Source organism: Bacillus sp. ISL-39 (assembly GCF_018613295.1).
Taxonomy (GTDB): Bacteria; Bacillota; Bacilli; order Bacillales; family Cytobacillaceae; genus Mesobacillus.
Window position 1 is genome coordinate 86,158 of the sequence record NZ_JAGGQM010000005.1, and the last position, 26,264, is coordinate 112,421.

21 protein-coding genes are annotated in these 26,264 nt (G+C 44.2%); 8 read left to right on the forward strand and 13 right to left on the reverse strand.

Annotated elements, in window-relative coordinates:
• Nucleotides 1-12: 12 nt before the first annotated feature.
• The 4 genes from J7E37_RS06520 to J7E37_RS06535 all read right to left on the reverse strand — a co-directional run bounded on the left by J7E37_RS06520 (nt 13) and on the right by J7E37_RS06535 (nt 4,836).
• Nucleotides 13-753 (reverse strand): Mrp/NBP35 family ATP-binding protein, encoded by a 741-nt coding sequence (locus J7E37_RS06520; protein WP_215023100.1) that lies wholly within the window; start codon nt 751-753, stop codon nt 13-15.
• Nucleotides 754-990: 237 nt separating this feature from the next.
• Nucleotides 991-1,542, reverse strand: a complete 552-nt coding sequence (locus tag J7E37_RS06525; RefSeq protein WP_192469519.1) for a 4Fe-4S dicluster domain-containing protein — start codon at nt 1,540-1,542, stop codon at nt 991-993.
• Nucleotides 1,543-1,556: 14 nt separating this feature from the next.
• Nucleotides 1,557-3,686: a formate dehydrogenase subunit alpha gene (fdhF, locus tag J7E37_RS06530; RefSeq protein ID WP_215023102.1), complete on the reverse strand. Its 2,130-nt coding sequence runs from the start codon at nt 3,684-3,686 to the stop codon at nt 1,557-1,559.
• On the reverse strand, nt 3,667-4,836 hold the full coding sequence (locus J7E37_RS06535) for an MFS transporter (protein ID WP_251009521.1): 1,170 nt from the start codon (nt 4,834-4,836) through the stop codon (nt 3,667-3,669). The genes fdhF and J7E37_RS06535 overlap by 20 nt, the downstream gene beginning before the upstream one ends.
• Before the next feature lie 849 nt (nt 4,837-5,685).
• On the opposite strand from J7E37_RS06535, the gene J7E37_RS06540 reads away from it, so the two are divergent.
• Nucleotides 5,686-6,675, forward strand: coding sequence for an NADPH:quinone oxidoreductase family protein (locus J7E37_RS06540; protein WP_215023104.1), 990 nt, complete (start codon nt 5,686-5,688; stop codon nt 6,673-6,675).
• Between the two features lie 57 nt (nt 6,676-6,732).
• Here the strand turns inward: J7E37_RS06540 and J7E37_RS06545 are convergent, their stop codons facing one another.
• Entirely contained in the window at nt 6,733-7,368 is a 636-nt protein-coding gene (locus J7E37_RS06545; protein WP_215023106.1) for a histidine phosphatase family protein, read from the reverse strand.
• A 203-nt stretch (nt 7,369-7,571) separates the two neighbouring features.
• On the opposite strand from J7E37_RS06545, the gene J7E37_RS06550 reads away from it, so the two are divergent.
• Nucleotides 7,572-8,147, forward strand: coding sequence for a hypothetical protein (locus J7E37_RS06550; protein ID WP_215023109.1), 576 nt, complete (start codon nt 7,572-7,574; stop codon nt 8,145-8,147).
• A 158-nt stretch (nt 8,148-8,305) separates the two neighbouring features.
• Here J7E37_RS06550 and J7E37_RS06555 read toward each other — a convergent pair whose 3' ends face one another.
• The 5 genes from J7E37_RS06555 to amyS all read right to left on the reverse strand — a co-directional run bounded on the left by J7E37_RS06555 (nt 8,306) and on the right by amyS (nt 13,354).
• Complete coding sequence (locus J7E37_RS06555) at nt 8,306-8,749, reverse strand: threonine/serine exporter family protein (RefSeq protein WP_214780566.1); 444 nt, start codon at nt 8,747-8,749, stop codon at nt 8,306-8,308.
• A gap of 15 nt (nt 8,750-8,764) precedes the next feature.
• A complete protein-coding gene (locus J7E37_RS06560; RefSeq protein WP_214780564.1) occupies nt 8,765-9,523 on the reverse strand; it encodes a threonine/serine exporter family protein in 759 nt (252 codons plus the stop codon).
• A gap of 124 nt (nt 9,524-9,647) precedes the next feature.
• Nucleotides 9,648-10,799 carry an MFS transporter gene (locus J7E37_RS06565; protein ID WP_215023366.1) on the reverse strand — a complete coding sequence of 384 codons (1,152 nt, stop codon included), beginning with the start codon at nt 10,797-10,799 and terminating at the stop codon, nt 9,648-9,650.
• Between the two features lie 181 nt (nt 10,800-10,980).
• A complete protein-coding gene (locus J7E37_RS06570; RefSeq protein WP_215023111.1) occupies nt 10,981-11,580 on the reverse strand; it encodes a DUF421 domain-containing protein in 600 nt (199 codons plus the stop codon).
• A gap of 226 nt (nt 11,581-11,806) precedes the next feature.
• Complete coding sequence (gene amyS / locus J7E37_RS06575) at nt 11,807-13,354, reverse strand: alpha-amylase (RefSeq protein WP_215023113.1); 1,548 nt, start codon at nt 13,352-13,354, stop codon at nt 11,807-11,809.
• Nucleotides 13,355-13,770: 416 nt separating this feature from the next.
• On the opposite strand from amyS, the gene J7E37_RS06580 reads away from it, so the two are divergent.
• The 4 genes from J7E37_RS06580 to J7E37_RS06595 all read left to right on the forward strand — a co-directional run bounded on the left by J7E37_RS06580 (nt 13,771) and on the right by J7E37_RS06595 (nt 19,318).
• Entirely contained in the window at nt 13,771-15,423 is a 1,653-nt protein-coding gene (locus J7E37_RS06580; protein ID WP_215023115.1) for a M20/M25/M40 family metallo-hydrolase, read from the forward strand.
• Nucleotides 15,424-15,574: 151 nt separating this feature from the next.
• The gene (locus tag J7E37_RS06585) at nt 15,575-17,233 is read left to right on the forward strand and encodes a glutamine--tRNA ligase/YqeY domain fusion protein (RefSeq protein WP_215023117.1); all 1,659 of its coding nucleotides are present in this window, start codon (nt 15,575-15,577) and stop codon (nt 17,231-17,233) included.
• Nucleotides 17,234-18,378: 1,145 nt separating this feature from the next.
• A complete protein-coding gene (locus J7E37_RS06590; protein WP_215023119.1) occupies nt 18,379-18,885 on the forward strand; it encodes a GNAT family N-acetyltransferase in 507 nt (168 codons plus the stop codon).
• Between the two features lie 82 nt (nt 18,886-18,967).
• Nucleotides 18,968-19,318 carry a hypothetical protein gene (locus J7E37_RS06595; protein ID WP_214780552.1) on the forward strand — a complete coding sequence of 117 codons (351 nt, stop codon included), beginning with the start codon at nt 18,968-18,970 and terminating at the stop codon, nt 19,316-19,318.
• Between the two features lie 47 nt (nt 19,319-19,365).
• Here J7E37_RS06595 and J7E37_RS06600 read toward each other — a convergent pair whose 3' ends face one another.
• Nucleotides 19,366-21,717, reverse strand: coding sequence for an immune inhibitor A domain-containing protein (locus J7E37_RS06600; RefSeq protein ID WP_215023369.1), 2,352 nt, complete (start codon nt 21,715-21,717; stop codon nt 19,366-19,368).
• A gap of 249 nt (nt 21,718-21,966) precedes the next feature.
• Between J7E37_RS06600 and J7E37_RS06605 the strand changes: the two genes are divergently transcribed.
• Nucleotides 21,967-22,911 (forward strand): Gfo/Idh/MocA family protein, encoded by a 945-nt coding sequence (locus J7E37_RS06605; protein ID WP_215023122.1) that lies wholly within the window; start codon nt 21,967-21,969, stop codon nt 22,909-22,911.
• A gap of 24 nt (nt 22,912-22,935) precedes the next feature.
• Here the strand turns inward: J7E37_RS06605 and J7E37_RS06610 are convergent, their stop codons facing one another.
• Together J7E37_RS06610 and J7E37_RS06615 are read right to left on the reverse strand one after the other, a co-directional pair.
• Complete coding sequence (locus J7E37_RS06610) at nt 22,936-23,745, reverse strand: alpha/beta fold hydrolase (protein ID WP_215023124.1); 810 nt, start codon at nt 23,743-23,745, stop codon at nt 22,936-22,938.
• A gap of 4 nt (nt 23,746-23,749) precedes the next feature.
• Nucleotides 23,750-24,250 (reverse strand): NUDIX hydrolase, encoded by a 501-nt coding sequence (locus tag J7E37_RS06615; RefSeq protein ID WP_215023126.1) that lies wholly within the window; start codon nt 24,248-24,250, stop codon nt 23,750-23,752.
• Nucleotides 24,251-24,521: 271 nt separating this feature from the next.
• Here J7E37_RS06615 and J7E37_RS06620 point away from each other — a divergent pair, with 271 nt between their 5' ends.
• The gene (locus J7E37_RS06620; protein ID WP_215023129.1) at nt 24,522-26,225 is read left to right on the forward strand and encodes a PAS domain-containing sensor histidine kinase; all 1,704 of its coding nucleotides are present in this window, start codon (nt 24,522-24,524) and stop codon (nt 26,223-26,225) included.
• The last annotated feature ends 39 nt before the right edge of the window (nt 26,226-26,264 follow it).

A 26,264-nucleotide genomic window follows, 5' to 3' on the forward strand; every position in this document is an offset into this window, starting at 1 on the left:
ATCCTCCTGTTCCTAGAGCTGAAACTTTGCATCGATTTTTTCTGCCAGGTTTAGATATTCCTTAAATAGCACAGTATTCTCTGCAGCGATAGCAGGCGTTTCACTGTTCTCATCGGCTTCCTGGATCGGCAGCTGCCCGAGCAAATCCGTGCCAAGCTGTGAAGCCAGTTCCTCGCCGCCGCCTTTTCCGAAGATATAGTACCTCTGGTCACTGTCTTCAGGCTTGAAGTAGGACATATTTTCAACCACGCCGATCACTTCATGCTTGCTCTTGATCGCCATTGATCCGGCACGTTCCGCTACGTATGAAGCAGCCTTATGCGGTGTCGTCACGACGATTTCCTTGCTCTGCGGAATCATCAGGTGCATGTCAAGGGCGACATCGCCCGTCCCAGGAGGCATATCAAGGATGAAATAATCCATTTCTCCCCACAGCACATCCTCTGTAAAGTGCTGAATCATTTTTCCAAGCATCGGGCCGCGCCAGACAATCGGTTCATTGTCCTTCACAAGGAAGCCCATGGACATTACTTTAATGCCGTGCGCCTCAACCGGAATGATTTTTCCGTTGAACGTTTTTGGTTTTGCATCTATATTAAGTATTTTCGGTACACTGAATCCGTATATATCAAGGTCGATGATCGCGACTGACTTGCCAAGCTTTTGCAGCGCAAGCGCAAGATTCACTGATAATGAAGACTTGCCAACTCCGCCCTTGCCGCTTGTCACTGCCAGCACATTTCCTTTTAACATTTGAAAGCACCTCTTTTTTGGATGGGTTATAATTCCCTACCTTATCTAAAATTGGTTGAAACCTTTGCTGGAAAAAACCGCTGAAAATTTCCAGTTCGCCAATATTTTTTTATTTTCGCCAATAAACTTGTGAAAACCGCCAATAAAATCAAATTTTCGCCAATATCGTGAAAATCAGTCCAAAAATAGAGCCGGCCCTAATGAACTTAGCGCTCTTTTCCGGCCGGCTCCATTAAATTATGACTGTGAATCCGTATAAACTCCGAAGAATTCAGGTACGTAATCCCATTTATTGCCCTCTTGCGGCTTTTTCCCTTCAACCAGGTTCATTTGGGTACGTCTTCTGCGCAGCTGCTGCATTTCATCAAAGTCGATGAAGCGGATCGCATCACTCGGGCAGACAGATGCACACATTGGCGCAATATCATGACGCGTTCTGTCATAGCACATATCGCATTTGTACATTTTGTTCGTTTCGAAATCGAACTTAGGAATGCCGAATGGGCAGCCGAATGTACAGTTGCGGCATCCGATACATTTTTCCTCCATTGCTGAAAGCACGACGCCCTCATCCGTGATCTGAATCGCATTTGCCGGGCAGACACGCGCACATGCAGGGTCTTTACATTGCATGCACAGCATCGGGAATGTCTGGCGAGATTCAGTGAAGTCAACATATTCTACATAGTTCCGTTCCTTGGCATCATGGTCCCCACATTCACGGCAGGCTGCCTGGCAGGCACGGCATCCTATACAGCGCTCAAATTCTAGATACATTATTTTATTCATAGTGGCCGTTCCTCCTATTTAGTCAGTTTTTCAAGCTTTACAGCACAGACTTTAAATTCAGGCATCCTAGAGAATGGATCCAGTGCCGGGCTGGTCAATTGGTTGACTGCCAGCTTCTTGCCCCAGTGATAAGGGACGAACATTGTGTCTTTGCGGATTGCTTTTGTTATTTTAACCGGTGTGATCATCTCGCCACGCGGTGTGGAAAGCTTCACTCTTTCACCGTTTTCAATCTGGTACTTGCTGGCCAGTTCTGGGTGCATTTCAACGAATGGCTCAGGGCATTGCTCCATGAGGAAGTCAACGCGTCGTGTCTGGTTGCCTGACAAGTAGTGGAAGACAACGCGGCCTGTAGTCAGCCATAAAGGATACTCGTTTGATTGAACTTCAGAAGGTCCTCTGAAATCGCAGACTGCGAGATTCGCTTTTCCATCTTCCGTAGCAAAACGCTCCTGGAATATGGATGGAGTTCCTTTGTGGTCTTCTGCTGGAGCTGGCCAGAAAACGCCGTCCTGTTCGTCGATTTTCTCGTAAGTTACACCGTAGTAATCAGCCTTGCCGCCCTTTGAAGCGTGGCGAAGCTCGTCAAAAATCTCTCTCGGTTCGCTGTAATCGAAGTATTTACCTTTTCCAAGACGGTCAGCAATCAGCTGCATAATCTCCCAGTCAGGCTTCGATTCCCCAATTGGCTCGACTACCTTACGGATTCGGATGACACGACCTTCGATATTAGTAGTCGTTCCTTCGTCTTCAGCCCAAGTCGTTGCCGGAAGAACGACATCCGCAAGCTCAGCTGTTTCTGACATGAAGAAGTCATTTACGACAAGGAAATCTAGCTTCTCTAGTGAATCCTGGACATAATTGATATTTGGTGAAGAAACAACCGGATTCGAGCAGATGACATGCAATGCGCGGATTGTCTTGTTCTGCATCAGGTGGAACATTTCGTATGCAGAAACACCTTCCTTAGGCATTTCTTCTGGCTTGATGCCCCAGACTCCAGCGACATGCTCAACATCTTTAGGGTTTGCGATTTTACGGTAGCCTGGAAGAGCATCTGCTTTCTGCCCGTGTTCGCGTCCGCCCTGGCCATTGCCCTGACCTGTAAAAGTAGCAACGCCTGATGCGAATTTGCCGATTTGGCCTCTTAACAAGGCCATTGATGTATAAAGACTTACATTATCAACGCCTGATGTCTGTTGTTCCGCACCGCGTGCGAACATCACGACTGAGCGTGGTGATTTTCCGAAAATGTGCGCTGCCTTGATGATTTTCTCAGCCGCAACACCTGTAAGCTTGGATGTATATTCTGGCGTGAATTTCGCCGTCATTTCCTTCAATTCTTCAAAGTTATTGCAGCGTTCCTGTACATATTCATTGTCAACGTAATCATATTTGATCAAAAGATGCATGATGCCGTTCGCTAAAGCAGCGTCTGTTCCTGGAAGCAAGTCTAGGTGTACGTCAGCCACACGTGCAGTAGCGGTTTCACGCGGATCTGCAACGATAAGCTTTGCGCCTTTGTCCTTTGCCTTCCAGAACCACTGGATGCTTGTCGGGTGGCATTCCGCTGTATTCGAACCTGCCATGAAAAATGTATCAGTATGCTCAAGTTCAGTCCAAGGAAGCGTCGAGCCTCGGTCCATTCCAAGCGTCTTGTTGAATCCGCCGGCAGCGGAGCTCATGCAGTAACGTCCGTTATAGTCGATATAGCGAGTTCCCAGTCCTACGCGGGCATACTTGCCGACAAGGTAACATTTTTCATTTGTCATCGACACACCGCCGTATACTCCGATTGCATCTTTTCCGTAGTTTTCCTGGATCCCTTTATATTTGCTTTCTATCAAATCCAATGCTTCATCCCATGTTGCTTCGACGAACTTGCCGTTCTTTTTGATCAAAGGAGTCTTGATGCGGTCCGGATGATCGATCGTCTGGTAGGCAGTAACCCCTTTAGGGCACATTTTTCCTTTTGTTAAAACCCAGTCATACCGCGGTTCGACACCGACAACCTTGTTATTCTTTTCATCGACGCGAATGTGCATCCCGCACTGCATCCCGCAGTAGCAGCAATGGGTTGTGACTAGCTTTTCACCTTTTCGGATTTGGTTTTTTACGCCTTCTTTAACGAGAAATTGGCTCATCGATTTTTTCCTCCTTTGAATCCTGGTCAAGTCCGTAAAACTCTTCTGAACGCTTCTTGCTGAAGCCTGATAAGTGAATTCCGTTGTTTGTGCTTACTGGTCCGTATGGATTGCCTTGTGGCGCTTCAAGATTCATTTGCTTCAATGCTCTCATCCTGCGGCGGCAGCCTGTGCAATAATCTGAAAGGTATGAGCCGTCCGCGAGCTGCAGGTCGAAATTCTGGCTTTTTAGAATTGCCTGGACATCCGCAATCTGGTCATCATTGCTGTAAGGCTGTCCGCAGCTTTTACATGATTTCGTATCCACTTTGACCACCTCTTGATAACTCATTGGTACAGCTGTAGCCAGCGGCCTGATCGGCACGTGGAACAGTTTTCCGAATGGGAAGTACATTAGCATGATAATGACTGTTACCTGGTGGATGAGTGACATATAATGATGCATCCAGCCATCAAGGAATGTGTATTGGATAGTCAGGATCAAGCCTGTAACAGTTACTGCCAGAAGAATGATCAATGGCAGAATATCGAACTCGAATCGCTGGGTTACTTTTACATCGTAGTCAGTGATGCGTCGGTAAAGGGCCATCCCCGCTCCGATCAGCACCATGATTGCGCCGATATTCAAGCCGTTATAGACGATCTCGGCGAAAATCCCGTGAGCTGCCATCGTGATGGTTGGCATATCGAACACGATAATCTGGTATGTTTCCGGATCGATCAGATCAAAACGCATCCATCCGAATGTAAGCCCGAATGTGATAGCGAATGAGATGATGCAGCCCCATGAAATCATGAAGTGCTGAATTCCGCGGTAGATCCCGCGCTGGAAAATGAATTTTTGCAAAATGATATTATCGATTAAGGTTTTAACTAGCGCTCTTGAATTTCTTTTCAATCTTTCTTTATTAAAAAGGTTATCAACACTCCGCTTCGCCACCCTGTTAGTGGCTTTGCGCCACATCCAGAAGCTCATCCGGATTGTCAGGCCAATCGCAAAGACCGCTGAAGATATTGCATATCCCAGAAGCGCCATATCGATATGGACAAACTTCGATGTTGAATACCACATTGAGAAGAACAGTATCATCACAACGACAAAGGAATACATGCTTGTTTTGGAGTAAAAAGATTTCTCGAATTTGTACAACTTTGCTACCTCCCTGTGAATCGTTTCCGATTTCAAAAATCATCTTATCATGGAAAAACAGTCGAATTAGGGTGAAATTGTAAACACTTTGTGAATAGTGAAAAATTGATTTAACAATGTTTAGAAGCACTAACCTCCACTGTGTTCCTTACTTATCTAAATCTTAAGGGAGGCAGAATAAAAGATATGTGAAGTCCGTCACACCATAAGGAGTGGACACAAAATCGTAATAAATTCGTGATGACCTTAACAAACTAGCAGCCTCTTTCTCGTTTATGGACACATTGTTGCCTTTTATGTGACGATAATTAATGGACGCCTTGATTCATCCGCACATTATCTCCTTTTATGTGACGATAATTGATGGACACCTTGATTCATCCGAACATTATCCCCTTTTATGTGACGATAATTGATGGATGCCTTGTTTTATCCGCACATTATCTCCTTTTATGTAACGATAATTGATGGACGACTTGATTTATCCGCACATTATCTCCTTTTATGTGACGATAATTGATGGATGCCTTGTTTTATCCGCACATTATCTCCTTTTATGTAACGATAATTGATGGAGGCCCTGTTTCATCCGCACATTATCTCCTCTTATGTGACGATAATTGATGGACGCCTTGATTTATCCGCACATTATCCCTATGGATGTATCACCGCACCGTGATTCTTCAATCGTAGGTGATATCCGACCTCGTATTTTGTCAGCAACAAAAGTCATACCCGAGCTTTTTAATAGTTGTTAAAATGGTTTGCCCTCATTAAGTTAAGTTATTAGAAGTCTGGCATGCTTATGGCCTATACTAAAACTATCAAGCTAGGAAAGGTTGGGGAGTTATGGACAATTTCAAAGCTTTTATCGTGAACAAGACAGATGATGATTTTTCAGCAGAAGTAAAAACGATCGGATTGGAAGATTTGCCTGCTGGTGAAGTAGTAATCAAGGTGGCCTACTCGAGCGTCAACTTTAAAGACGGGCTTGCAAGCATCCCGAATGGCAAGATTGTCAGGTCCTATCCATTCATCCCGGGAATTGACCTTGCCGGCACCGTGGTCCGTTCGGATGACAGCCGCTATAAGGAAGGCGATGAAGTCATAGCCACAAGCTATGAAATAGGGGTTTCCCACTATGGCGGATACAGCGAGTATGCGAGGATTCCAGGAGATTGGATTGTCCCATTGCCAGAAGGTCTTACATTGAAGGAAGCGATGGTTTTCGGGACTGCCGGGTTCACCGCTGCTCTGTCCGTACATCGGCTGGAGGAAAACGGTTTGAAACCGGAGAAAGGCAAAGTCCTGGTGACCGGAGCAACTGGCGGAGTCGGCAGCGTGTCAGTGGCGATGCTTGCTAAGCGGGGATATCATGTTGTAGCTAGCACAGGAAAAGAATCAGAACATAACTACCTTCGCGAAATTGGCGCAGCCGAAATCATCAGCCGCGAAGAGCTTGCCGGTGAAAAAATAAAACCATTGGATAAGCAACTTTGGGCGGCAGCCGTTGACCCGGTTGGCGGCAAGTCATTAACTGCGATTCTTAGCAAGCTTGAGTATAACGGTTCCGTTGCCGTCAGCGGCCTGACCGGCGGAACAGATGTACCTGCGACAGTCTTCCCGTTCATTCTCAGAGGCATCAACCTTCTAGGCATCGACTCAGTATATTGCCCGATGGAAACAAGAAAGCTCCTCTGGCAGCGGATGGCATCTGATTTGAAGCCGGATGGTTTACTCGAAACAATTCAAAATGAAACAACATTAGGCGAACTGCCTGGTACACTTGCCAGTATTTTAAAAGGCGAGAACCGCGGCAGGACCATCGTAAAGATGTAAAAGACAAACAGCCCGGTTTCTCACTTAGGAGACGGGCTGTTTTTATGTAAAATCAATCTAGGAACCCTGCATGACTGGTTGCTCTGAATCTATTTTTTCCAGATGCCCGCAGTCATTCATGAACATCACGACCTTCTGGCTGCCATTCAGTTTAAGCAAATGGATTCCGGTATCTCCAGTAGGGAAATACGTATCCGATAAAACGGGCAGGTTCAAAAACGCCCTTAGCAGGTTGGAGATCATCCCGCCGTGTGAGACAATCACAATTCTCTTCCTTCCTGCGCTTTCTGTTAGAATCTTGGAAAATACCGTTTGAGCGCGGAATCGAAAATCCAGTTCAGATTCTCCTTCCTCAATGGGTACATGAGGCTTCCTTCCGCCCTCTGGCTCGGGATAGCGCAGCTTGGCCTCCGCATAGGGCAGCCCTGCCAAAACTCCATTATTGAATTCTCTTAATCCATCATCTTCAATCACGGCAATACCCGTTTCGCCGCTGAGGATTTCCGCCGTCTCACGCGCCCTTTTCAATGTACTTGCCCAAATGACCTCCGGCATGAATTTCTCCTTTACCACTTTCGCCATTTCCCTTGCCTGCCTGCGGCCATGATCCGTCAAAAGCAAATCCGCCCGGCCTTCATGGACCTGGAGGATATCCCCCTCCGACTCTCCATGTCTGATCAATAAGATCTCCATTAAATCCCATCCCCTTTTATATAAATCTACCTAGATTAATTCTCTATATTTAAGTAAAAACCCTTTGCCGTAAAAGTAAAAAGGCTCCCATTCAAACGGAATTTAAAAACAAGATAAACGAAAATAGGAAATATATGCTAGAATATTCTAGATGTGGATGCTTAATGAATTAGGGGAAGCTGGATTTTCAGGGGGAGTCTATAATGAAAAAATTGATTTTCATAACACCATTTTTATTTATCATCATTTTTATAGTTTTTATAGGCGGCTATAGGTATACAGCGTTAAGTGCGGCAAAAAGTCATTCATTCCTTTCAAAAGACGCAGAATTGATGGAACAATATGAGACGGATTCATCTGTTATCTCTTTATTTAGGAACAATGAAGAACAGATCTACCAAACGGTACTATCTGAAAAGTCAGGTGTGTTCTTCCGCGGCAGTGTATCAACCAATATTCCATATAGCTCGGATAAGGTTCAAACAGTTGGAGGTATTAGCGCCACCACAGAAAATGATGCAGTCACTTTATTGAGCGTAATTTCGTATGATGAAGATGTTGCATATATAGAGGCTGGTGTGGAGCCTAATGTAGAAAGAAAAGCAATAAGCAAGGGAGAGCGAATTTCATTCTTGTTCCCTTTTAGTGAACAATTAGATTTCCTTTACCCAACAGCATTTAATAAAGATGGAAAAAAACTTTATTATTACGGATATCCACAAGATACAAATGTATTTAAGAGCGAAGATTATAAGTGGCATAAAATTGATGAAAAATAAAAAATATCATTTCCTGGATCATCATCATACTAAAAAGCTCAGAGTCATAATACTCTGAGCTTCTGTTTATTTGTGTTACTAATCTGTTTAAATGAACTTGCCTTCCAATTCACATATTCTTCAGTCTGTTACATTATGAACCGCTTGTAAGCTTCTCCCTATTTTACCGGCCCAAGGCTTGACCTTCGGATCACCTGGTTGATCACTTCGGAAAACACAAGCCCGACGGCTATTGCTCCCGAAATCATCGATGCTTTTGCTGCCAGAGAAAGAGCTACACTGTAATCATTCTCCACTAAGTTCCTCATTGCATCATACGCCAGTCCTCCGGGGACAAGAGGAATAATCCCGGCGACACTAAAAATGATGATTGGCGTCCGATACGCCTTCGCGAACACCTGGCTGACAACGGCAATTAAGAACGATGCCATCAATGTCGCAAAAATCGTGCCGAACCCATTGGTATCAAGTGTAAAATAGACGATCCAGCCAGCCATCCCGGAAATGCCGCATTTGATGAGGGATTCCCTCGGTGCGTTAAAAATGATTCCGAACGCAGCCGAAGCAATAAAACTTGTAATAAGGTGTTCTATATAAATCATCGCCACTTCTCCTGACTACAAGAAAGATAAAATTGCCGCTATGCCTGAGCCAATCGCAAACGCCGTCAACAGCGCTTCCGCTCCTTTGGACAACCCTGAAACCAGATGGCCTGCCATCAGGTCCCTGACTGCATTTGTGATCAGCAATCCTGGTACAAGCGGCATGACCGAGCCGATGATGATTTTATCTAGCTCCTGGCCAAGCCCAAATTTTACAAAGAAAAACGAAATCATCCCAATAAAGAAGGAAGACAAAAATTCCGCGAAAAATTTTACCGGAACAATCCTATGAAAATAAACGACAAGGAAGAAGCCTATTCCACCCGCCACCATCGAAGGCAGGAAGTCTAGCCAGCTTCCCATGAACATGATGGTAAAACAGCCGCTCGCAATCGCTGCCGCCAGGATTTGTATCATAAAAGAGTACGTCAGGTTAGCCTCCTGAATCTCTCCCAAGAGCTCGCAAGCTTCCTTCAATCCAACTTCGCCGCTGCTGATTCTGCGCGAAACGCTGTTGACCATTGCCACCTTCCTTAAATCAGTTGTCCGGTCAGAAATCCTTACAAGCTTCGTCCGTTCTGGTCCTACCCCTTCTACTGAAAAAATAATGCCGGTCGGTGTCACATAGCTATGCGTCTGATCAATGCCGAACGCCGAGGCCATCCGAGACATCGTATCCTCCACTCGATATGTCTCAGCCCCGCTTTGGAGCATAATTTTACCAGCCAGCAGGCAGGCACGCATCACTTCAATTGTTTGATCCTGATTCTCCATAATGATCCTCACATACCAATCCGTACTAGTAAATTTCTTTATCAGTTTAAATCATAAGAGAGGATATTAGCAACAAGATAAAAGCCAGCACCTTTTAAGGGGGACTGGCATTCTGATATCCTAACTATGAGATTGCTTCTTTTGGCTGGCGTACTTCTTTGGACTTGCGCCCCTCCATAATAGTCATTATTAAAGCTATGACCAAAAAGAGACTTGAAAACTGAAATAAAGCTCCGATTGAAACGTATTGTGCCATCACTCCGAAAACAAAACCACTGATCCCTATGCCAAGGTCAATCGAAGAAAAGTACATACCGTTCGCGACTCCGCGGCGATTTGACGGCGTCATTGATAATGTCCAAGACTGGAGTGTCGGAATCAATGAGCCAAACCCAATACCGAACAATACTCCAGCAATGGCTATCGCGAAATTGGAATGGGCAAAGGATAGTACCCACATCCCGGTAAATGTGATGGCTATCGTTACAATCACAAGTCCTCTTGGCCCTTTCCTGTCAAACCACTTTCCGGCAACCGGTCGTGAAAAGGACGCAAGAATTGCATTAAACAGGTAAAAAAGGAAAATTTGATCGATTTGCCGCTCCTCAGCAAAGATGACAATGAAGGTGACAATAGCTCCATATCCCAAACAAACCATCAGGGTAACAAATGCCGGGAACCAACCTGATTTTTCAACCAGGGAACCTAAATAGGTGAATTTTAAATCCTCTTTCTTCGTATCGATTACTTCCTGAGGAGTTTGATATCTTATTGTTCCAAGGAGTACAAGCGCTATTACACCCAGCGCTCCCGATATATAGACTAGATTTTCAAAAGACGTAACCTGGAATAAGAAGATACCCAGGCTTGGAGCGATGATCATCCCGATCGTTATGGAAAGACCATAATACCCCATCCCCTCGCCAAGTCTGGAGTTAGGGACTACATCAACTGCCGCGGTTCCATTCACCGTAGTTGACCAGCCCCATGCAAGACCATGAAGCAGTCGGAACGCCAGAAAAATTATAACTACTTGAGACAGCGGATAAAGGAATGTAATCAATAAGAGCATAAGCGCCCCTATTAAGACAAGTGGTTTTCTCGCTCTGTACTCCAGCATAAAGCCAATGAAAGGTCTGCTCAAAACAGCCCCGATTGAAAAAAGTGCCGTAACCAGCCCAATTTCAGTCCCGCTCGCACCAATTGATTTGATATAAGGAGGCAGTGTTGGAATCAGCATCTGGAAGGACATGAATATGAATAGGTTTCCTACCATTAATTTTATGAATGACGAGGTCCATAGAGGCTCTTTTGTTTGTGGCAAATTGTTTCTCCCCTTTAATTTATGCAGTTGATTAAAAAAAGAAAAAATCTTCTGCACCAGAAGATTTTATCATTATATTTCGCATTTCTAAATAATAGCACAGCAGGGCAAAGAAATAAAAGGGAAAAACTGTTCATTGTAAGTAATTGGGATTATGTTGCTTTTTGGATTTGTTTAGCTCCTCGAATATATTGGGCTTACTGCCTTCGGTCTTTTCTTCCATACTCATGAGCATTGCTGGGAGGTAATCATTTAAAGCTTTCTTGAACTCACCTACCGTCAACGGCTTGGCCTCATCCTTCAGCTCATAACCAAGCTGCCCATTAGGCTCGATTGTTGCTGTTTTAACATCCTCAATCCTGGAAATCCCCTTATCTCTCAAACGCATCTCCAATTGGTCTACCGTAAGCCGAAGTTTCTTAAGCATCTTGGTCTCTAACTGACCATTTTGGATTACAATCTTAGATTTGCCAGTGATAAACTTTTCAAATAAATTGATTTTCATTTGTAAAAATTCAATTAGAACTATTGCTACCACGAAGATACCAGCACCAGCGATGGCCTTCCACACACTTTTTTCCACTATTGGCTGGACGATAATCGTACCAATCGAGATCATAACAATAGTCTGACCAAGGGTCATTTGTGAAATTGACTTTCTCCCCGCTATTCTAAGCAGCAAAACCCCGGATACAATCAGAACAAACGCTTTCCAAATAAAATCAAATTCCATTTTTTCATCCTCCTCTGGAAATACTTTTTATACTTTCTCCAAAAAAAAGGGTTTATATGAGGATGGAATTACTAAAATTGACCACGCAAAATGTCAGCCAAAGTTGATTTACTACAGTTATTCACCGATAAAATGGGTTTAATCTTTATTTTATTTTATTATTACAAATGCTTATATGTGTAAAAACGGCACCCCACCAGGGAAATGCCGTTATAAATATGTTTATCTATTTCTGAACATAAACTGAAACTGAACCGCCATTTACATAAAACTGGCCCCATCCGTCACTGTTTATCGTAACGGTATTCGTCCGGTTGCCTGTTATGTCATACCAAACCTCGCCGGCATTCTGTTTCCCTACATTCATCCACTTTGATCCTCCGGGACCATCGGTAATCAATGTTGCCAGGCCTGACTTAACCCGCGTTCCATCCCCTTCTCTTGTCCAGCCAATGATATCCCAGTGGTCAAAATAATCATGCTGTACTCCATAAGCATAATTTTTGCGTGCGGTTAAAATCGGATCGATTTTTGACTTTAATGAAGGAATTTCGTAGCCGCTATTCCCTTTGGTTCCATAATAATCACCATAGAAAACAGAAGGATAGCCTTGTTCCCTCGTTAAAATAAGGGCATAAGCGAGCGGCTTGAACCATGTGCTGACCACGGATTCAAGGGACTGCCCTGGCTGTGAATCGTGGTTTTCTACAAGTGTTACTGCAAGCGACGGGTGTTGTGCAACAACTGTGCCGTTCAAAATATTTCTCATATCATAATTACCATTACTATTTGAAGCATAATGGAAATTATAATGGAGTGGAGCATCAAACACAGAATGATTATAATTAGTTTTTGCCAGGTAATTATTCAACGAGTTGAGATCATTTTGCCAGTATTCAGCAACAGTGAACATTTGTTTTCCGGTCTGATACCTAACATGGTTTACCCAGTCTCTTAGATAATCATGCTTTATATGTTTAACAGCATCCAGACGGAAACCATCAAGATTCAGCTCTCTTGCGTACCATGTCCCCCAATTTTTCATTTCGTTAGCGACATCCGGGTGGCTGAAATCCAAGTCTGCGTACATCAGGTAATCATAATTCCCTCGCTCGCCAGACACTTCCCAATCCCATGCCTTCCCGGTTCCTCTGAATTTATAGACACGGTTTAAATCTCTTCTTTCGTCCCAGTCCGTTCCGTCGAAATGGTACCAATGCCATTTAAAACTGGAATATGTATTACCTCTTCCTGGAAAATTGAATCCGGTCCAGGCATCAATCTGATATTCACCTGAAACCTCATTATTACGATTATTTGGATCCACCTCAACAGCAGTGACTGCTTGAGTATAATCCGCTCCCCCTTTATGGTTCATTACAACATCACCGTAAACATTAATATTCTGACTATGCAAGGCGGAAATGGCTGACTTCAGCTGTGCCTTCGTTCCGTACTTAGTCCTGACCGTTCCCTTTTGGTTAAACTCACCCAAATCATATAAATCATAGGCGCCGTAACCCACATCGTTTTGTGAAGTTCCCTTGTATGCCGGTGGAATCCATACAGCCGTTATACCTTTACTTGCTAAGTTTGCCGCATCATTTTGCAGGCGATTCCAATGGGCCCCGTCATTGGGCAGATACCATTCGAAATACTGCATTAATGTACCATTGTTTGGTGTTGCAGCTCCTGCTCTTTCAATAGTTCCAATAGATGACAGCAAAAGAATAATTGATAAACTTAAAACAAGAGTAAACTTTGCCTTTTTCACCTTCAGCACACACCCTTTAAATTAATTTAATGAAAACGCTTGCACAATTCTATTATACTTTCAGTCTTAAGATTATTAAATTAAAAAATTGCTCGTTAATTAAAACTAGTCTTTAGTACTATACCTTCAGGCCAATTTAAAATTAAACATTTTCGTTATCAATGAAAGTATGTAGATTCTTGTCATGGAACTCCATGGCCGGATTCAAAGAGCCGGTGCAAACCCCAACTCCGTAACTTTGTAAAGAAACGGACATTCGGGTAGCTAACAAAAATTGAATTCCCAAACCTGGTTAGAGGGAGTTCTTTTTCTGCAAAAACAGTTAGAGACCGCACCCACTTTTTACTATTGTATTTCACACTGATATGCGTTAGCTTGATATTAAAAGCTGAATTTTCTGAAAGGGGATGCTTTGGATGCTTGATTGCAGGGATGAAGTTTTATTCTATACGAAGCAGCTTGTGAACATCGGGAGCATTGTCAACACCAATGGAGAGAACGAGATTGCCCAGGCACTTTATACGATGATTTCATCGTTTCCTTATTTTATAGAAAATCCGGGACATGTTATCAGACCGCACACCCATAGTGATGTCCTCGAACGCTATAATGTCATGGCTTTTGTAAAAGGTACAAAAGGGAATAGCAATCGTACTGTCATTTTGATGGGCCACCTTGATACAGTAGGGATTGACGATTTTACACAGCTGGCTGATGTGGCGTTTGATCCGGACCAGCTGATTGTTGAGCTAAAAAAAGAGAAGCTGCCACAACTTGTCAACGAGCATGCGCACTCAGGTGAGTGGATGTTCGGCCGCGGAGTGCTCGATATGAAGAGCGGTGTCGCTTCCAATCTATATCTTCTGAAATACTTTTCTGAACACCCAGAGGAGCTCGTTGGCAACCTTGTTTTTTTAGCGGAATGTGATGAAGAGGACAGCTCTTATGGAATCCTCTCCGCAGTCAAGGACCTTAAGAGCTGGAAAGATGAGCATGGTTTTGAATATGTCGCTGCAGTCAACAGTGACTTTGTCTCACCCCGGTTTTCGGGAGATAAGAACCGCTACATCTATAAAGGAACTGTCGGAAAGCTGCTCCCTTCTTTTTACATTACGGGGTCTGAAACCCATGTCGGTTCAGCTTTCGAAGGCCTTGATCCGAACTTGGTCGCTGCTGAACTGACCAGACAGATCGACTATAACCCTGACCTGTGCAATGAGGCATTCGGCGAGACGACGATGCCGCCTGTTTCTCTGAAGCAAATGGACCTAAAGCCAAACTATACCGTTCAAACCGCACTCGCTGCTTATGTATATTATAATTTTTTCATACACTCCTGGACACCAAAGGATGTGCTATGGAAGTTGAAAGAGCAGGCCCATATTGCTTTTGTAAAAGCATTGAAGCTGTACGAGGAACGCTATCAGCAATTTTGTAAAATTAGCGGTGAACCATGCAGGGAGCTTCAATGGCAGCCGAGGGTGATGACCTATGAAGAAATGGAAACCGAACTCATTAATGCCCATGGATCTGAATACACAGCCCATATGGTGGATTTCAAGGATACTCTTCTTCTCGATGCCAGCCTGGACTTAAGGATGTATGCAGCCAGAGTCGTCGAGGAAGCCTGGAAGTGGATGCCCGACCAGAGTCCGGCCATCATCGTCTTCTATTCCTCCCTCTACTCACCAAGGATTGAAGTGGCTGGCGAAACTGAGGATGAGCGAAATCTGATTGAAGCTTTGGACGCTGCGGTTAAAGTGGTTCAGCCTGAATATGAGGAACCAATTGTTGTCCGCAATTTCTTTCCTTATATATCTGATATGAGCTTTGTCGCTTTGAGTGATGACGACGAAGCGCTGGACTTCGCATCCCGGAACAATCCAAGCTGGGGAACGAAATTTTTCGTGGATTACCAGGAAATCCGCGAGTTGAACGTACCAGTCATCAACATCGGTCCGTACGGGCTTGACGCCCATAAACGGTACGAACGGATGGAAATAGACTACTCTGTTAAAATAGTCCCGAATCTGACTTACGAAGTCATCCGGAATCTTTTAGCGGTATAATCAGCAGGTGCCTTAATTTTAAGGCACCTTTTTGATATTTCACTACTTGTTTTTCCGCTTTTTTCTTATTACTATATAGTTCAGTGGAAATATATTATAGTAATCATTAAAATAAAGATAATGAGACTGATCAAAGGAAAGGCTGATTTAATTGGAAGAAAACTCTAATTTTATAAAAACAATCATTAAGGAAGATCTGGAAAGCGGCAAGCGCGATACAGTCGTGACCCGATTCCCGCCAGAACCAAATGGATACCTACATATCGGTCACGCAAAATCCATCGTCATCAACTTCGGACTTGCTGATGAATTCGGCGGCAAAACAAACCTCCGATTCGATGACACAAACCCGCTGAAGGAAGACCAGGAATTCGTGGATGCCATCAAGGAAGATGTCGAATGGCTGGGCTATGAATGGGAAGACCTGTTCTTTGCATCCGACTACTTCGATGAAATGTACGACCGAGCCGTCCTGTTGATTAAAAAGGGATTGGCATATGTCGATGATTTGTCGGCCGATGAAATCCGTGAGTACCGCGGGACACTTTCCGAGCCAGGCAAGGATAGTCCGTACCGTGATCGTTCAGTGGAAGAAAACCTTGCTTTATTCGAGCGAATGAAGAACGGAGAATTCGGTAATGGTGAAAAGGTATTGCGTGCGAAGATTGACATGTCTTCACCAAACATCAATCTTCGTGACCCGGTCATTTATCGAATTTCTCATGCAACACACCATAATACCGGCGACAAGTGGTGCATCTACCCAATGTACGCCTTTGCCCATCCGATTGAGGATGCGCTTGAAGGTGTTACTCACAGCTTGTGCACGACTGAATTTGAAGACCAGCGCCCGCTGTACGACTGGGTTGTCCATGAGTGTGAAATGAAAGCAACACCTCAGCAAATCGAATTCGGCCGCCTGAACCTGACAAACACGGTCATGAGCAAGCGTAAACTCAAGCAGCTTGTCGAAGAAGGATATGTCGATGGCTGGGATGACCCCCGCCTGCCGACGATTTCCGGCTTGAGAAGACGCGGCTTCACGCCAGAAGCTATTCGTGAATTTGTAAAAGCAGCTGGAGTTTCCAAAGGTTACTCCACGGTTGACGCGCAGATGCTCGAGCACTTTGTACGTGAAGACCTTAAGCTGAAGGCTCCGCGTACGATGGGCGTTCTTCGTCCATTGAAAGTCGTCATCACCAACTATCCGGAAGGCGAAGTTGAATGGCTTGATGCCGATATCAATCCGGAAAATCCGGAAATGGGCAAACGCAAAATCCCATTCTCACGTGAGATTTATGTCGAGCAGGACGACTTCATGGAGAATCCGCCAGCGAAGTACTTCCGCCTCTTCCCTGGAAATGAAGTGCGTCTGAAGCATGCATACTTCATTAAATGTAATGATGTCGTTAAGGATGAAAATGGCGAAGTGTCTGAGCTGCATTGCACATACGACCCTGAAACAAAGAGCGGTACTGGCTTTACTGGCCGCAAGGTAAAAGGAACTCTTCACTGGGTAGATGCAACACATGCACTTCCGGCAGAATTCCGCCTGTATGAGCCATTGATTTTGGATGATGAGGAAGAGACCGAAAAGGAAGCTGAGAACAAATCATTCCTGGATCAGGTAAATGAAAAATCCCTTGAAATCGTGAACGGCTATATCGAACCAAACATGAAGGACGCCAAGCCGCAGGACAAATTCCAGTTCTTCCGCCACGGCTACTTCAACGTCGATCCGAAGCACACAACAGAAGACAAGAAAGTCTTCAATCGGATTGTATCGCTAAAGAGCTCGTTCAAGCTTTAATTATTGGATACCTTTGACCTCCCCGGGTGTGAGTATTTCGGGGAGGTTTTTATTTGTTGCTGAATCGAGTTGAGTGTTGGCTTTTGAACATGTACAATCATTCACATCTGCTTTTACACCTCCTCTTGCTTCCGAACCTGGCCGAACTTCCTTTTTCTTCTTCTGACAGCTTTTCTCTATTTGCTCCCAAACCTGTCTGAAGTTTGCTCATCTTTTGACAACTTTTCGCATTTTGACGCCGAACCTGTCTGTAGTTTGCTCATCTTTTGACAGCTTTTCGCATTTTGACGCCGAACCTGTCTGAAGTTTGCTCATCTTTTGACAGCTTTTCTCCTTTTGATGCCGAACCTGTCTGTAGTTTGCTCATCTTTTGACAGCTTTTCGCATTTTGACGCCGAACCTGTCTGAAGTTTGCTCATCTTTTGACAGCTTTTCTCCTTTTGATGCTGAACCTGTCTGAAGTCTGCTCATCTTTTGACAGCTTTTCTCTATTTGCTCCCAAACCTGTCTGAAGTTTGCTCATCTTTTGACAGCTTTTCTCCTTTTGATGCCGAACCTGTCTGAAGTTCGCTCATCTTTTGACAGCTTTTCTCCTTTTGATGCCGAACCTGTCTGAAGTTCGCTCATCTTGTGACAGCTTTGCCCTCTTTCTCTCCTAACCTGTCATAATAACCATGGTTTCTTGACAGCTTTGCCTTGCTTCCCTCCAAACCTGTCATAATAATCACGGATTCTTGACAGCTTTGCCCTCTTTCTCTCCTAACCTGTCACAATAATCACGGATTCTTGACAGCTTTGCCTTGCTTCCCTCCTAACCTGTCATAATAATCACGGATTCTTGACAGCTTTGCCCTCTTTCACTCTTAACCTGTCACAATAATCACGGATTCTTGACAGCTTTGCCTTGCTTCCCTCCTAACCTGTCATAATAATCACGGATTCTTGACAGCTTTGCCCTCTTTCACTCTTAACCTGTCACAATAACGGCAGGAGATTGATCACCAAACCTATCATCAATAACTCCTTGCTGAAAGCTTTTGCGCTCTTCTCTTCAGATCTGCCCGAAACAGATACTCTTTTTCAAAGGAAATCTGCTTATTAATCTCGAATTCTATACAGCAACGATTTTTACAGAGGTGAGCATATTGGAAATTCGACGATTAAACGGCGGGGATGCTGAGAGCTATCGGCTTCTCCGCCATGAAGCCTTACTTAAGAATCCTGAGGCGTTCAGCTCCAGCTATGAGGATGAGAAGAATTATAAGACCTCAGATTACAGCCAGAGAATAGATAGTAAGTCCACCTATACATTCGGCGCTTTTGACGGCGTTCAATTGGCAGGTGTGGTCACACTTGTTCCAGAAGGAAAAGTTAAATTAAAGCACCGGGCAAACATATTTGCCATGTACGTGACTCCTGCACAACGAGGCCAGAGCATCGGAAGGTTAATAATGAAGAAAGCCATTCAACAGGCTGAGGAATTAAAGAGCGTTAAGCAAATCTATCTGACAGTGAACGCCAGCAATGAACCAGCCAGGAAGCTGTATGCTTCTCTTGGCTTTGAAACATATGGCGTGGATAGGAAAGCTATGCTGATTGATGGAACCTATCATGATGAAGATTTGATGGTGTTATTTTTAGAGAAGGCCTGAATTGGCCTTTTTTTCATGTTTATTTTTTGCTGAAAAAGGAAGTAGGTAAAGGGATGAGTCTTTTTAGGAAAGGAGATTACTCATGTTTTTAGACGCTTATGTTAACCAAAAGGTACAAATTAAACTGAAAAATTTCCCCGAAAGCATGATTGGCGATATCACAGGAATCTACCAGCCCGATGAGTGGTATCTTGTAAAAATTGTACATGCTGAGAATATGGGGATTTGGGTTGAAAACCCTTGCTATAAGCGTACTCCCGTACAGAAGGCAGATGGAACCGCCATTCCGGCCGAAAATCAGGTGGAGGAAACCTGTATCACTCACATGTTCCTGCGCTGGGATTATATCGCCTCTGTGATTACCTTCCCGGATGCAGACCCAACTGCTGATAAAAAAGCGAAGTTGATTGGGTTCCAGCCGGATGTTGATTAAATAGCAAGTAAAAACGCTGCCGGAAAACCGGCAGCGTTTCTTTATTCTTACTTAGAAATTAACACCTTGCCAACAGTTCCATCGCTGCTTTGCCCGAGTACACGGAACTTCAGGCCGTAGTTAGGTACGTTGCGGCCGGCATCCGGCAATACTGGCGAGATATAATTTGCACTGTCGTCAAAAATTGGTGTTCTTTGAGTAGCGTTATCCTTCATAGTGATTCCTAAGATACTAGAATAATCAAGGAACATGCCCTCAGTCTTACCTTGATTAAATGCTGCATCGTGAATCTGGTAGCGAGTTGAGCCAAGTGCTCCATCACTCCATCTGTTGATAGTCTGGTCTGCATCGACAACTCCCAGATAACCGTCACCTGGGTGTACTCCTGTCCAGTTGTTGTCATAACCGTTGTCAACATACCATACAACAAGCCCGGAATCATAAGTCATCAAGCTTGCACCGCGGCGGATATTCTTAAGGCCTTCATCCACCCCGTTATGTGATCTCCACTCTAACAGATAGTAATGTTTTGTAGCCGTTTTACCTTCGTGCTTTTCAAAACCGTGAAATTCAAAAGCTGATTCTCCTTCAGCACCGTCGTTCAATAACTCAGCACCGTCAGCAGTCACCTTTACATTGTCTACGAAGAATCCGTTCAGTGCAGTTCCCCAGTCAGTCATATAACGGAATTGAAGCTGGATGCTTTGTCCGGCATATTCACTTAAATCAATAGACTCATGAATCCAGCCATTGCTTGATCCTGTGTAACCAGGAAGGTTTTCTTTAATAGCAGGGTAACCGTCTGATACAAGATCTGAGTTTGTATTCGCCGTCGATAATGACTTCCAGCTAGTACCCCCATCTGTTGACACCTGTACCATCGCATAATCCCAGTTAGATTCGATATCATACCATGCATCATATTCTAAAGTTGCACTTGATGCATTTGTTAAATCCACTTTAGCAACCATGCTGTGGTCAGCTTCATCGCCTTTTCCGCCATAAAATTCCCAAGAGCCTGCGGCTGGTGTGTTAATCACGTTAACTTTGTCTGGCAGGTCAACCTTTACAGCATCGTTATTCGTCCCTTTAGAGTTTGCCTGGTCTAATAAAACCTCCACACCCATACTCTTCACATTATTAGCATGGATAGTGGAACCCGTCAGCCAGTTGCTTCCTGGCATTGTTGCTTGCAGGAATTCTCTTGCATATGGGCTGAATCCCGTTGGCTCAGTACCTGGAACTTTACCTGCCCAGCTGCCGCTCGACATGATTGACCAGTATGCAACCGCCTCTCCTGCTCCGCTATAGATTGTATCGTATTCATCAGGAAGGCCCAGGTCATGTCCATATTCATGTGCGAATACGCCTGCAGCACCATCAGCAGGTTCGATTGTATAGTCGTAGGCAGCCATCATTCCACCCCAATAAGGAACCTCTGCTTCAGTACCTGGAAGCTCAGCAACGCCGCCAAGATTCCAACGGTGTGACCAGATGGCATCTCCGCCCAATTGCCCGCCGCCCGCTTCTTCACCGACTGAAGAATGAACAACCATCAGGTGATCGATAAGGCCATCCGGCTCGCGGTAGTTTCCGTCGCCATCAAGGTCATAACGGTCTTCCTGGTCAAACTGATTCAAATCTACTGATGTGTCCGCAGCTGCAGCAATCAACGCCTCTTTTACAAGTCCTCGTGCATTACTGTCGTTGTCACTTGCGTTATTTCCTCCATAGTATGCTGCTGGCTGAGAAGCTTTGTACCATCCTGCTACCTGTCCGTTAATCGTATAGCTTCCACCAGATTGCTGTTCATAGTATTGCTTTACAGAGACAAGATTTTCTCCGTTAGGGCCAGCATAGCCCTTTTCACCAAAAATCATATCTGTGTAATGCTGTTTAAGGTATTCATCATAGTACATATCTGTATCTTCTGCTTTAATTTGAGCAGCTGGATGGTCAGGGTATTCAATTAGTAATACAAGGACATTATCCTGTCTCTGTCCTCCGTTCCAAGCTTCTTCCTTTACTGGTTCAACTGTTGTGCCCTTCGTTTGTCCTGCCTTATTTCCCTTGCCATTAACCAGTCCGGTTCCAGCGAGCTTTTCATTCAGCGTGCTGCTCAATTCCTTTTCATGTTTATGTAACTCCCCAGGCTCTTTGGAAGCCCCAGCTGCCTTATTTTGCAAATACTTTTGTAGTGCTTTCTCCGCTTCTCCTGGTGTGGCATCCCTGGCAATCTTCCCAGATTTCTTCAGCATTTCTATTAATCTTTCATCGTTCGCGATGCCTAAATCAATTGGTGCTCCCCCCTGTGACGCGAAGCTTGTTTTTTCTACCGCATCGACCTTGGCTGGTCCAGCAGACGCAAATGATAGCGTGCTTGCAAGCATTGCGGTCATCGTCAGGCTGGATAGGACTTTAAGACCCAATTTCTTTTTCAATGTTTTACCCCTTCCTGTCATTTAGTCTATTACACTATAATTTTACTCAGTATACATGGATATTTCAATATTCTAAAATATCTAAAAATTTAAATATCCATAGTCCAAAAGACTCGTTTTATATTAATTTATTTCGGAATACTAAACTATTTTATTATTAAAATTACCTGTATAATAGTGAATAAAAGAATTACTGGAGGTCTCCCTATGTTAAAAGTTGGAGTGATTGGCCTGGGCGCGATTGGCCAGCGTTTGATAAAAGGATTTCAAACACACCCGGAGATGGAAATTGCGGCCATATGTGACGCGATGAAAGAAAGAGCGATGGAAACAGCAGCTGAGCTTGGTGGTGTTCCAGCATATCTTGACCATCAGGAAATGCTTGAGAATACGGAGTTAGACCTGGTTTATGTCGCTGTTCCCCCTAAATTCCACCATACAGTAGCAGCTGATGTTCTTGCAAAAGGGATACATATTTTATGTGAAAAACCGCTGGCTAACTCAGTTGAGGAAGCTGAAAGTCTGTTAAAACTGGCGCAGGATGCAAGTGTCGTGCATGCAATGAATTTTCCGCTGAACTATAGCGCTGGCAGCAAGACATTTGAACGGTTGATTAGGAATAACTATGTTGGCAAGCTAAGAAGAGTCTATTTGAAGATGCACTTTCCCCAATGGCCGCGACAGTGGCAGCAGAATGCATGGGTTGCGAGCAAGGAACAGGGCGGTTATGTCCTGGAGGTTGGCGTCCATTTCATCCAGCAGCTACAAAAGATTTTTGGATCATTAGAGGTAAAGGATGTCCAGATTCAATTCCCTGAAGACCCGCACGCCAGCGAAAATGCAATCCTAGCAATCTTGAAGCTAAAGGATGGTACACCAGTACTGATTGACGGCATGAGCCAGATTGCCGGCAAGGAAGAAATCGAGTTCACAGCCTTTGGAGAAGAAGGTACATTATCACTCTTGAACTGGGGCCAGCTGGCAGGAGGCAAACTTGGCGAGGATATCCTGCCATTGGAAGCTGATAACACTCTCGAAGATTCACTGGTTGATCATCTTGTAAAAGCGATCAAAGGTGAAGAAGCGACGATTATCGACTTCGCCGCCGGTTATGAAGCACAGGTTGTATTGGAACAACTAAGGAAAGGTTGAGAGCGCGGATTTGCGCTCTCTTTTTTAATGGCTGCTTGTCAGCCAATCCTCAAATATAGCCTGGACAAGTTCACGCTTCTCAACATGCAGCATATGGCCTGCACGATCCAGTACAGCCATTGCAGAATTCGGGAACTTATCCAGCAAAGGAAAATGATCCTTATAACCACAAATATAATCCTGCTTCCCAAGAATCAACAGTGCCGGATTCGGCAGAGTCTGCACATTGTGAAATGGTTCATCAGTCAGGTAATAGCGTTTGGCCTTCCAATCCGAAGCAAGGAATTCACGATTGGCCAATAATCTGCCGGGCTGGATTTCTTTCATAAAAGCTGCTAATGACGCTTCAGTTTGATAGATGAAGAGAGTTTCAAATGCGGCCCGGATATCAGGCTCAAGACTTGAAAGCAGCTCTTCATCTTTCTCTAAAACAAGTCTTTCAGGTACATTCCTCTCATTCAAATGCAATGCTGGGGCCAAAAGGCAAATACCTTTTACATGGCTTCTCCTATTATGAAAAATCCCTTGTGCCAAATATCCGCCAAAGGAAGCGCCAATCAGCGAAAATTCTTTTCCCTCAAAATTATCATCAATAAAGTCTAGCAGATTTCCGAGCAAGTCATCCGTTGATTCCACACTATCGTCAATGGTACTCCGCCCATGGGCAGGTAAATCAATGTATATTCTTTGAAAACCTTCAACTTTATTTAAAACAGGTTCAAGCCAGCCTTTCATCGAACGATGGTCTGTACCCATAGCATGAAGGATCAGCAGAGGAAACCCTTCCCCATTGACTTCATAATGAATATTGCCCTTTCTTACTTTGCAATCCACAGCTTCATCTCCTCTTTCCCACCCATTCATCATCCCACTGGAACTCAGCCTTTTCACCATCCGTTTTGATAAAAATGCTTTCAGGATAAGGCAGTGCCAATTCCGGCTTGCTTTCAGGACTGAAGTAACGGAGTTCTGCAGTTTCACAGTCGATTGGATTATGCTCTCCCCCGACAGGTCTACAATCAAAAACAAACACTACATACTCAACCTTGTGACCGTTTGGATATTCATACCGGAACTCTTTCCCGCCAAATACACCCAGTAATTTTTCCGGTACAACTTGAAGCCCTGTTTCTTCCCACACCTCGCGGACAACGGCTTCCGCCGGTGCTTCGCCTAATTCGACCGCTCCTGCCGGCAGGCTCCACTTCTCTCCATTTCCTTTGTTCTGGAATAAGATTTCTCCAGATTCATTCCTTACTATTCCTGCCACGCTGGGCATAAAAATCAGGCCGCTTCCCACTTTATCCCGAAGATCCTGATAGTAATTCGACATTCCCATAATGCCCTCACCCCCTGTTTACCTTTTCGCCGGACCGCCAGTATTTTCCTTCTTCAGGCAAATGCTAATCCTCTCTGCGTAAAACCTCCCTACCTTATATAGATTTATTCTTTTCCGGACCGAATCCAATCCGGTTCTTTGCATAATTTCCCAAATAGAAGAGAAGATATATTAAAATAATCCTAATTTTTAATGACAAAATTGTGCTACTATAGAACAGTAACACTCATTTTAAATTGCGTGAGCTAATGCTTACTTTAGGAGTCAAAAGATGAAAAAAAAGCAATATGTCCTGATCTTTTTCATACTGAGCATTGCCTGGATATTCGGAACAAATTATCTGCTGAATTTATATGCTCCTTCCGAATTTGTTGCCATTATCGAACATACGAAGGAAGTCCTTTATGTATTGCTGGCAGGATGGTTTTTCTATTTTTTCATCTCGAAGATGGAGGAATTGAGTGCCACAAAAGAAGAAGAAGAACGTCTATCCACACTCATCAATTCAATGGTCGATTTCGTAAACTTCAAGGACGGAGAGGGCCGATGGATTCAGGTCAATGATTTTGGTTTGAAACTATTTGATATCGAAAATGTTGACTATAGAGGCAAGAAAGATTCGGAGCTTGCGGAGTACAGCAATTATTTCAGTGATGCATTGAGATATTGTGAGATTTCCGATGAAGAAGCATGGAAAGCAGGCGGAATCATCAGAGTCGAGGAGGTACTTCCGCAGCCTGATGGGACAACAAAGACGTTTGATACGATAAAAGTGCCGCTTTTCAATGATGATGGAAGCCGGCAAGGCCTAGTCATAATGGGCCGGGATATTACCGAACGAAAACACGTTGAAACTCTTCTTGAAGAGAGCAGGCAGCAATATCGGTCATTGTTTGAGTACAGTCCTGATATTGTTTCGATGCTTGACTTGAATGGGACCATCACAAACCTTAATCCACAGTTTGAAAAAATCACTGGTTTTACCAGGGAAGAGTATATCGGTAAAAACCTGTCAGACTTGATTCCAGATTCCCACAGGCAAATTGTTTTGGATAAGGTGGCCAACGTGGTGGAAAATCTCCGTCCACAAATGTTTGAATTAGAATTAATGCATAAGAGCGGTAAGACAATCATTTTCCAGAGCACTTCCCTTCCGATCATTGTGAATGACAAAATCGCCGGGATCATCTGCAATTCAAGGGATGTTACCGAGCTGCGCCAAACAGAAGAGCGTCTGCGGAGGACGGACAAGCTCTCGGTAGTCGGCGAGTTATCCGCGAGCGTTGCCCATGAAATCCGCAATCCGCTTACTTCGTTAAAGGGACTTGTCCAGCTGCTGCAGATGGAGGATGAAAAACATCAACTATACTACCAGATCATGATCGATGAGCTGAACAGGATCAATCATATTGTCAGCGAATTGCTATTACTGGCCAAGCCGCAGCAAATTAAATACACGGAAGCAGATTTGCAGAGTATTTTACATGATGTCATCTCACTTTTAAAAACAGAAGCGAGCCTGCATAATATCCAGATCGAATTCCAGGTTTTAAGCCATCCTGTCATGATCGAATGTGAACCAAATCAGCTTAAGCAGTTGTTCATCAACATTGTGAAGAATGCTATTGAAGCATCTTCTGCTGGGGATGTCGTCAACATCACTCTGCAGAGTGCGGATAACAATATAACAGTATTAGTCAAGGACCAGGGAGTGGGCATATCAAAAGAGCTGCTCGAAAGAATCGGTGAACCTTTTTATTCTTCCAAGGAAAAAGGCACCGGACTCGGAATGACGGTCAGCTTCAAAATTGTCCAATCCCATAATGGAACAATCAAGTTTAAAAGCGAGCCTGATAAAGGAACAGAAGTGATCGTTCAGTTGCCGATCAAGCATGCGGACAAAGTGAAAGGGCCCGAAGCCAGAAAAAGCGAAAGCGTATTGGCCATCCCGGACAACACTGGAGTTAAACAATAGTATAGAGAAACAAAAACGCGAAAGGAACCGTCCCTTCGC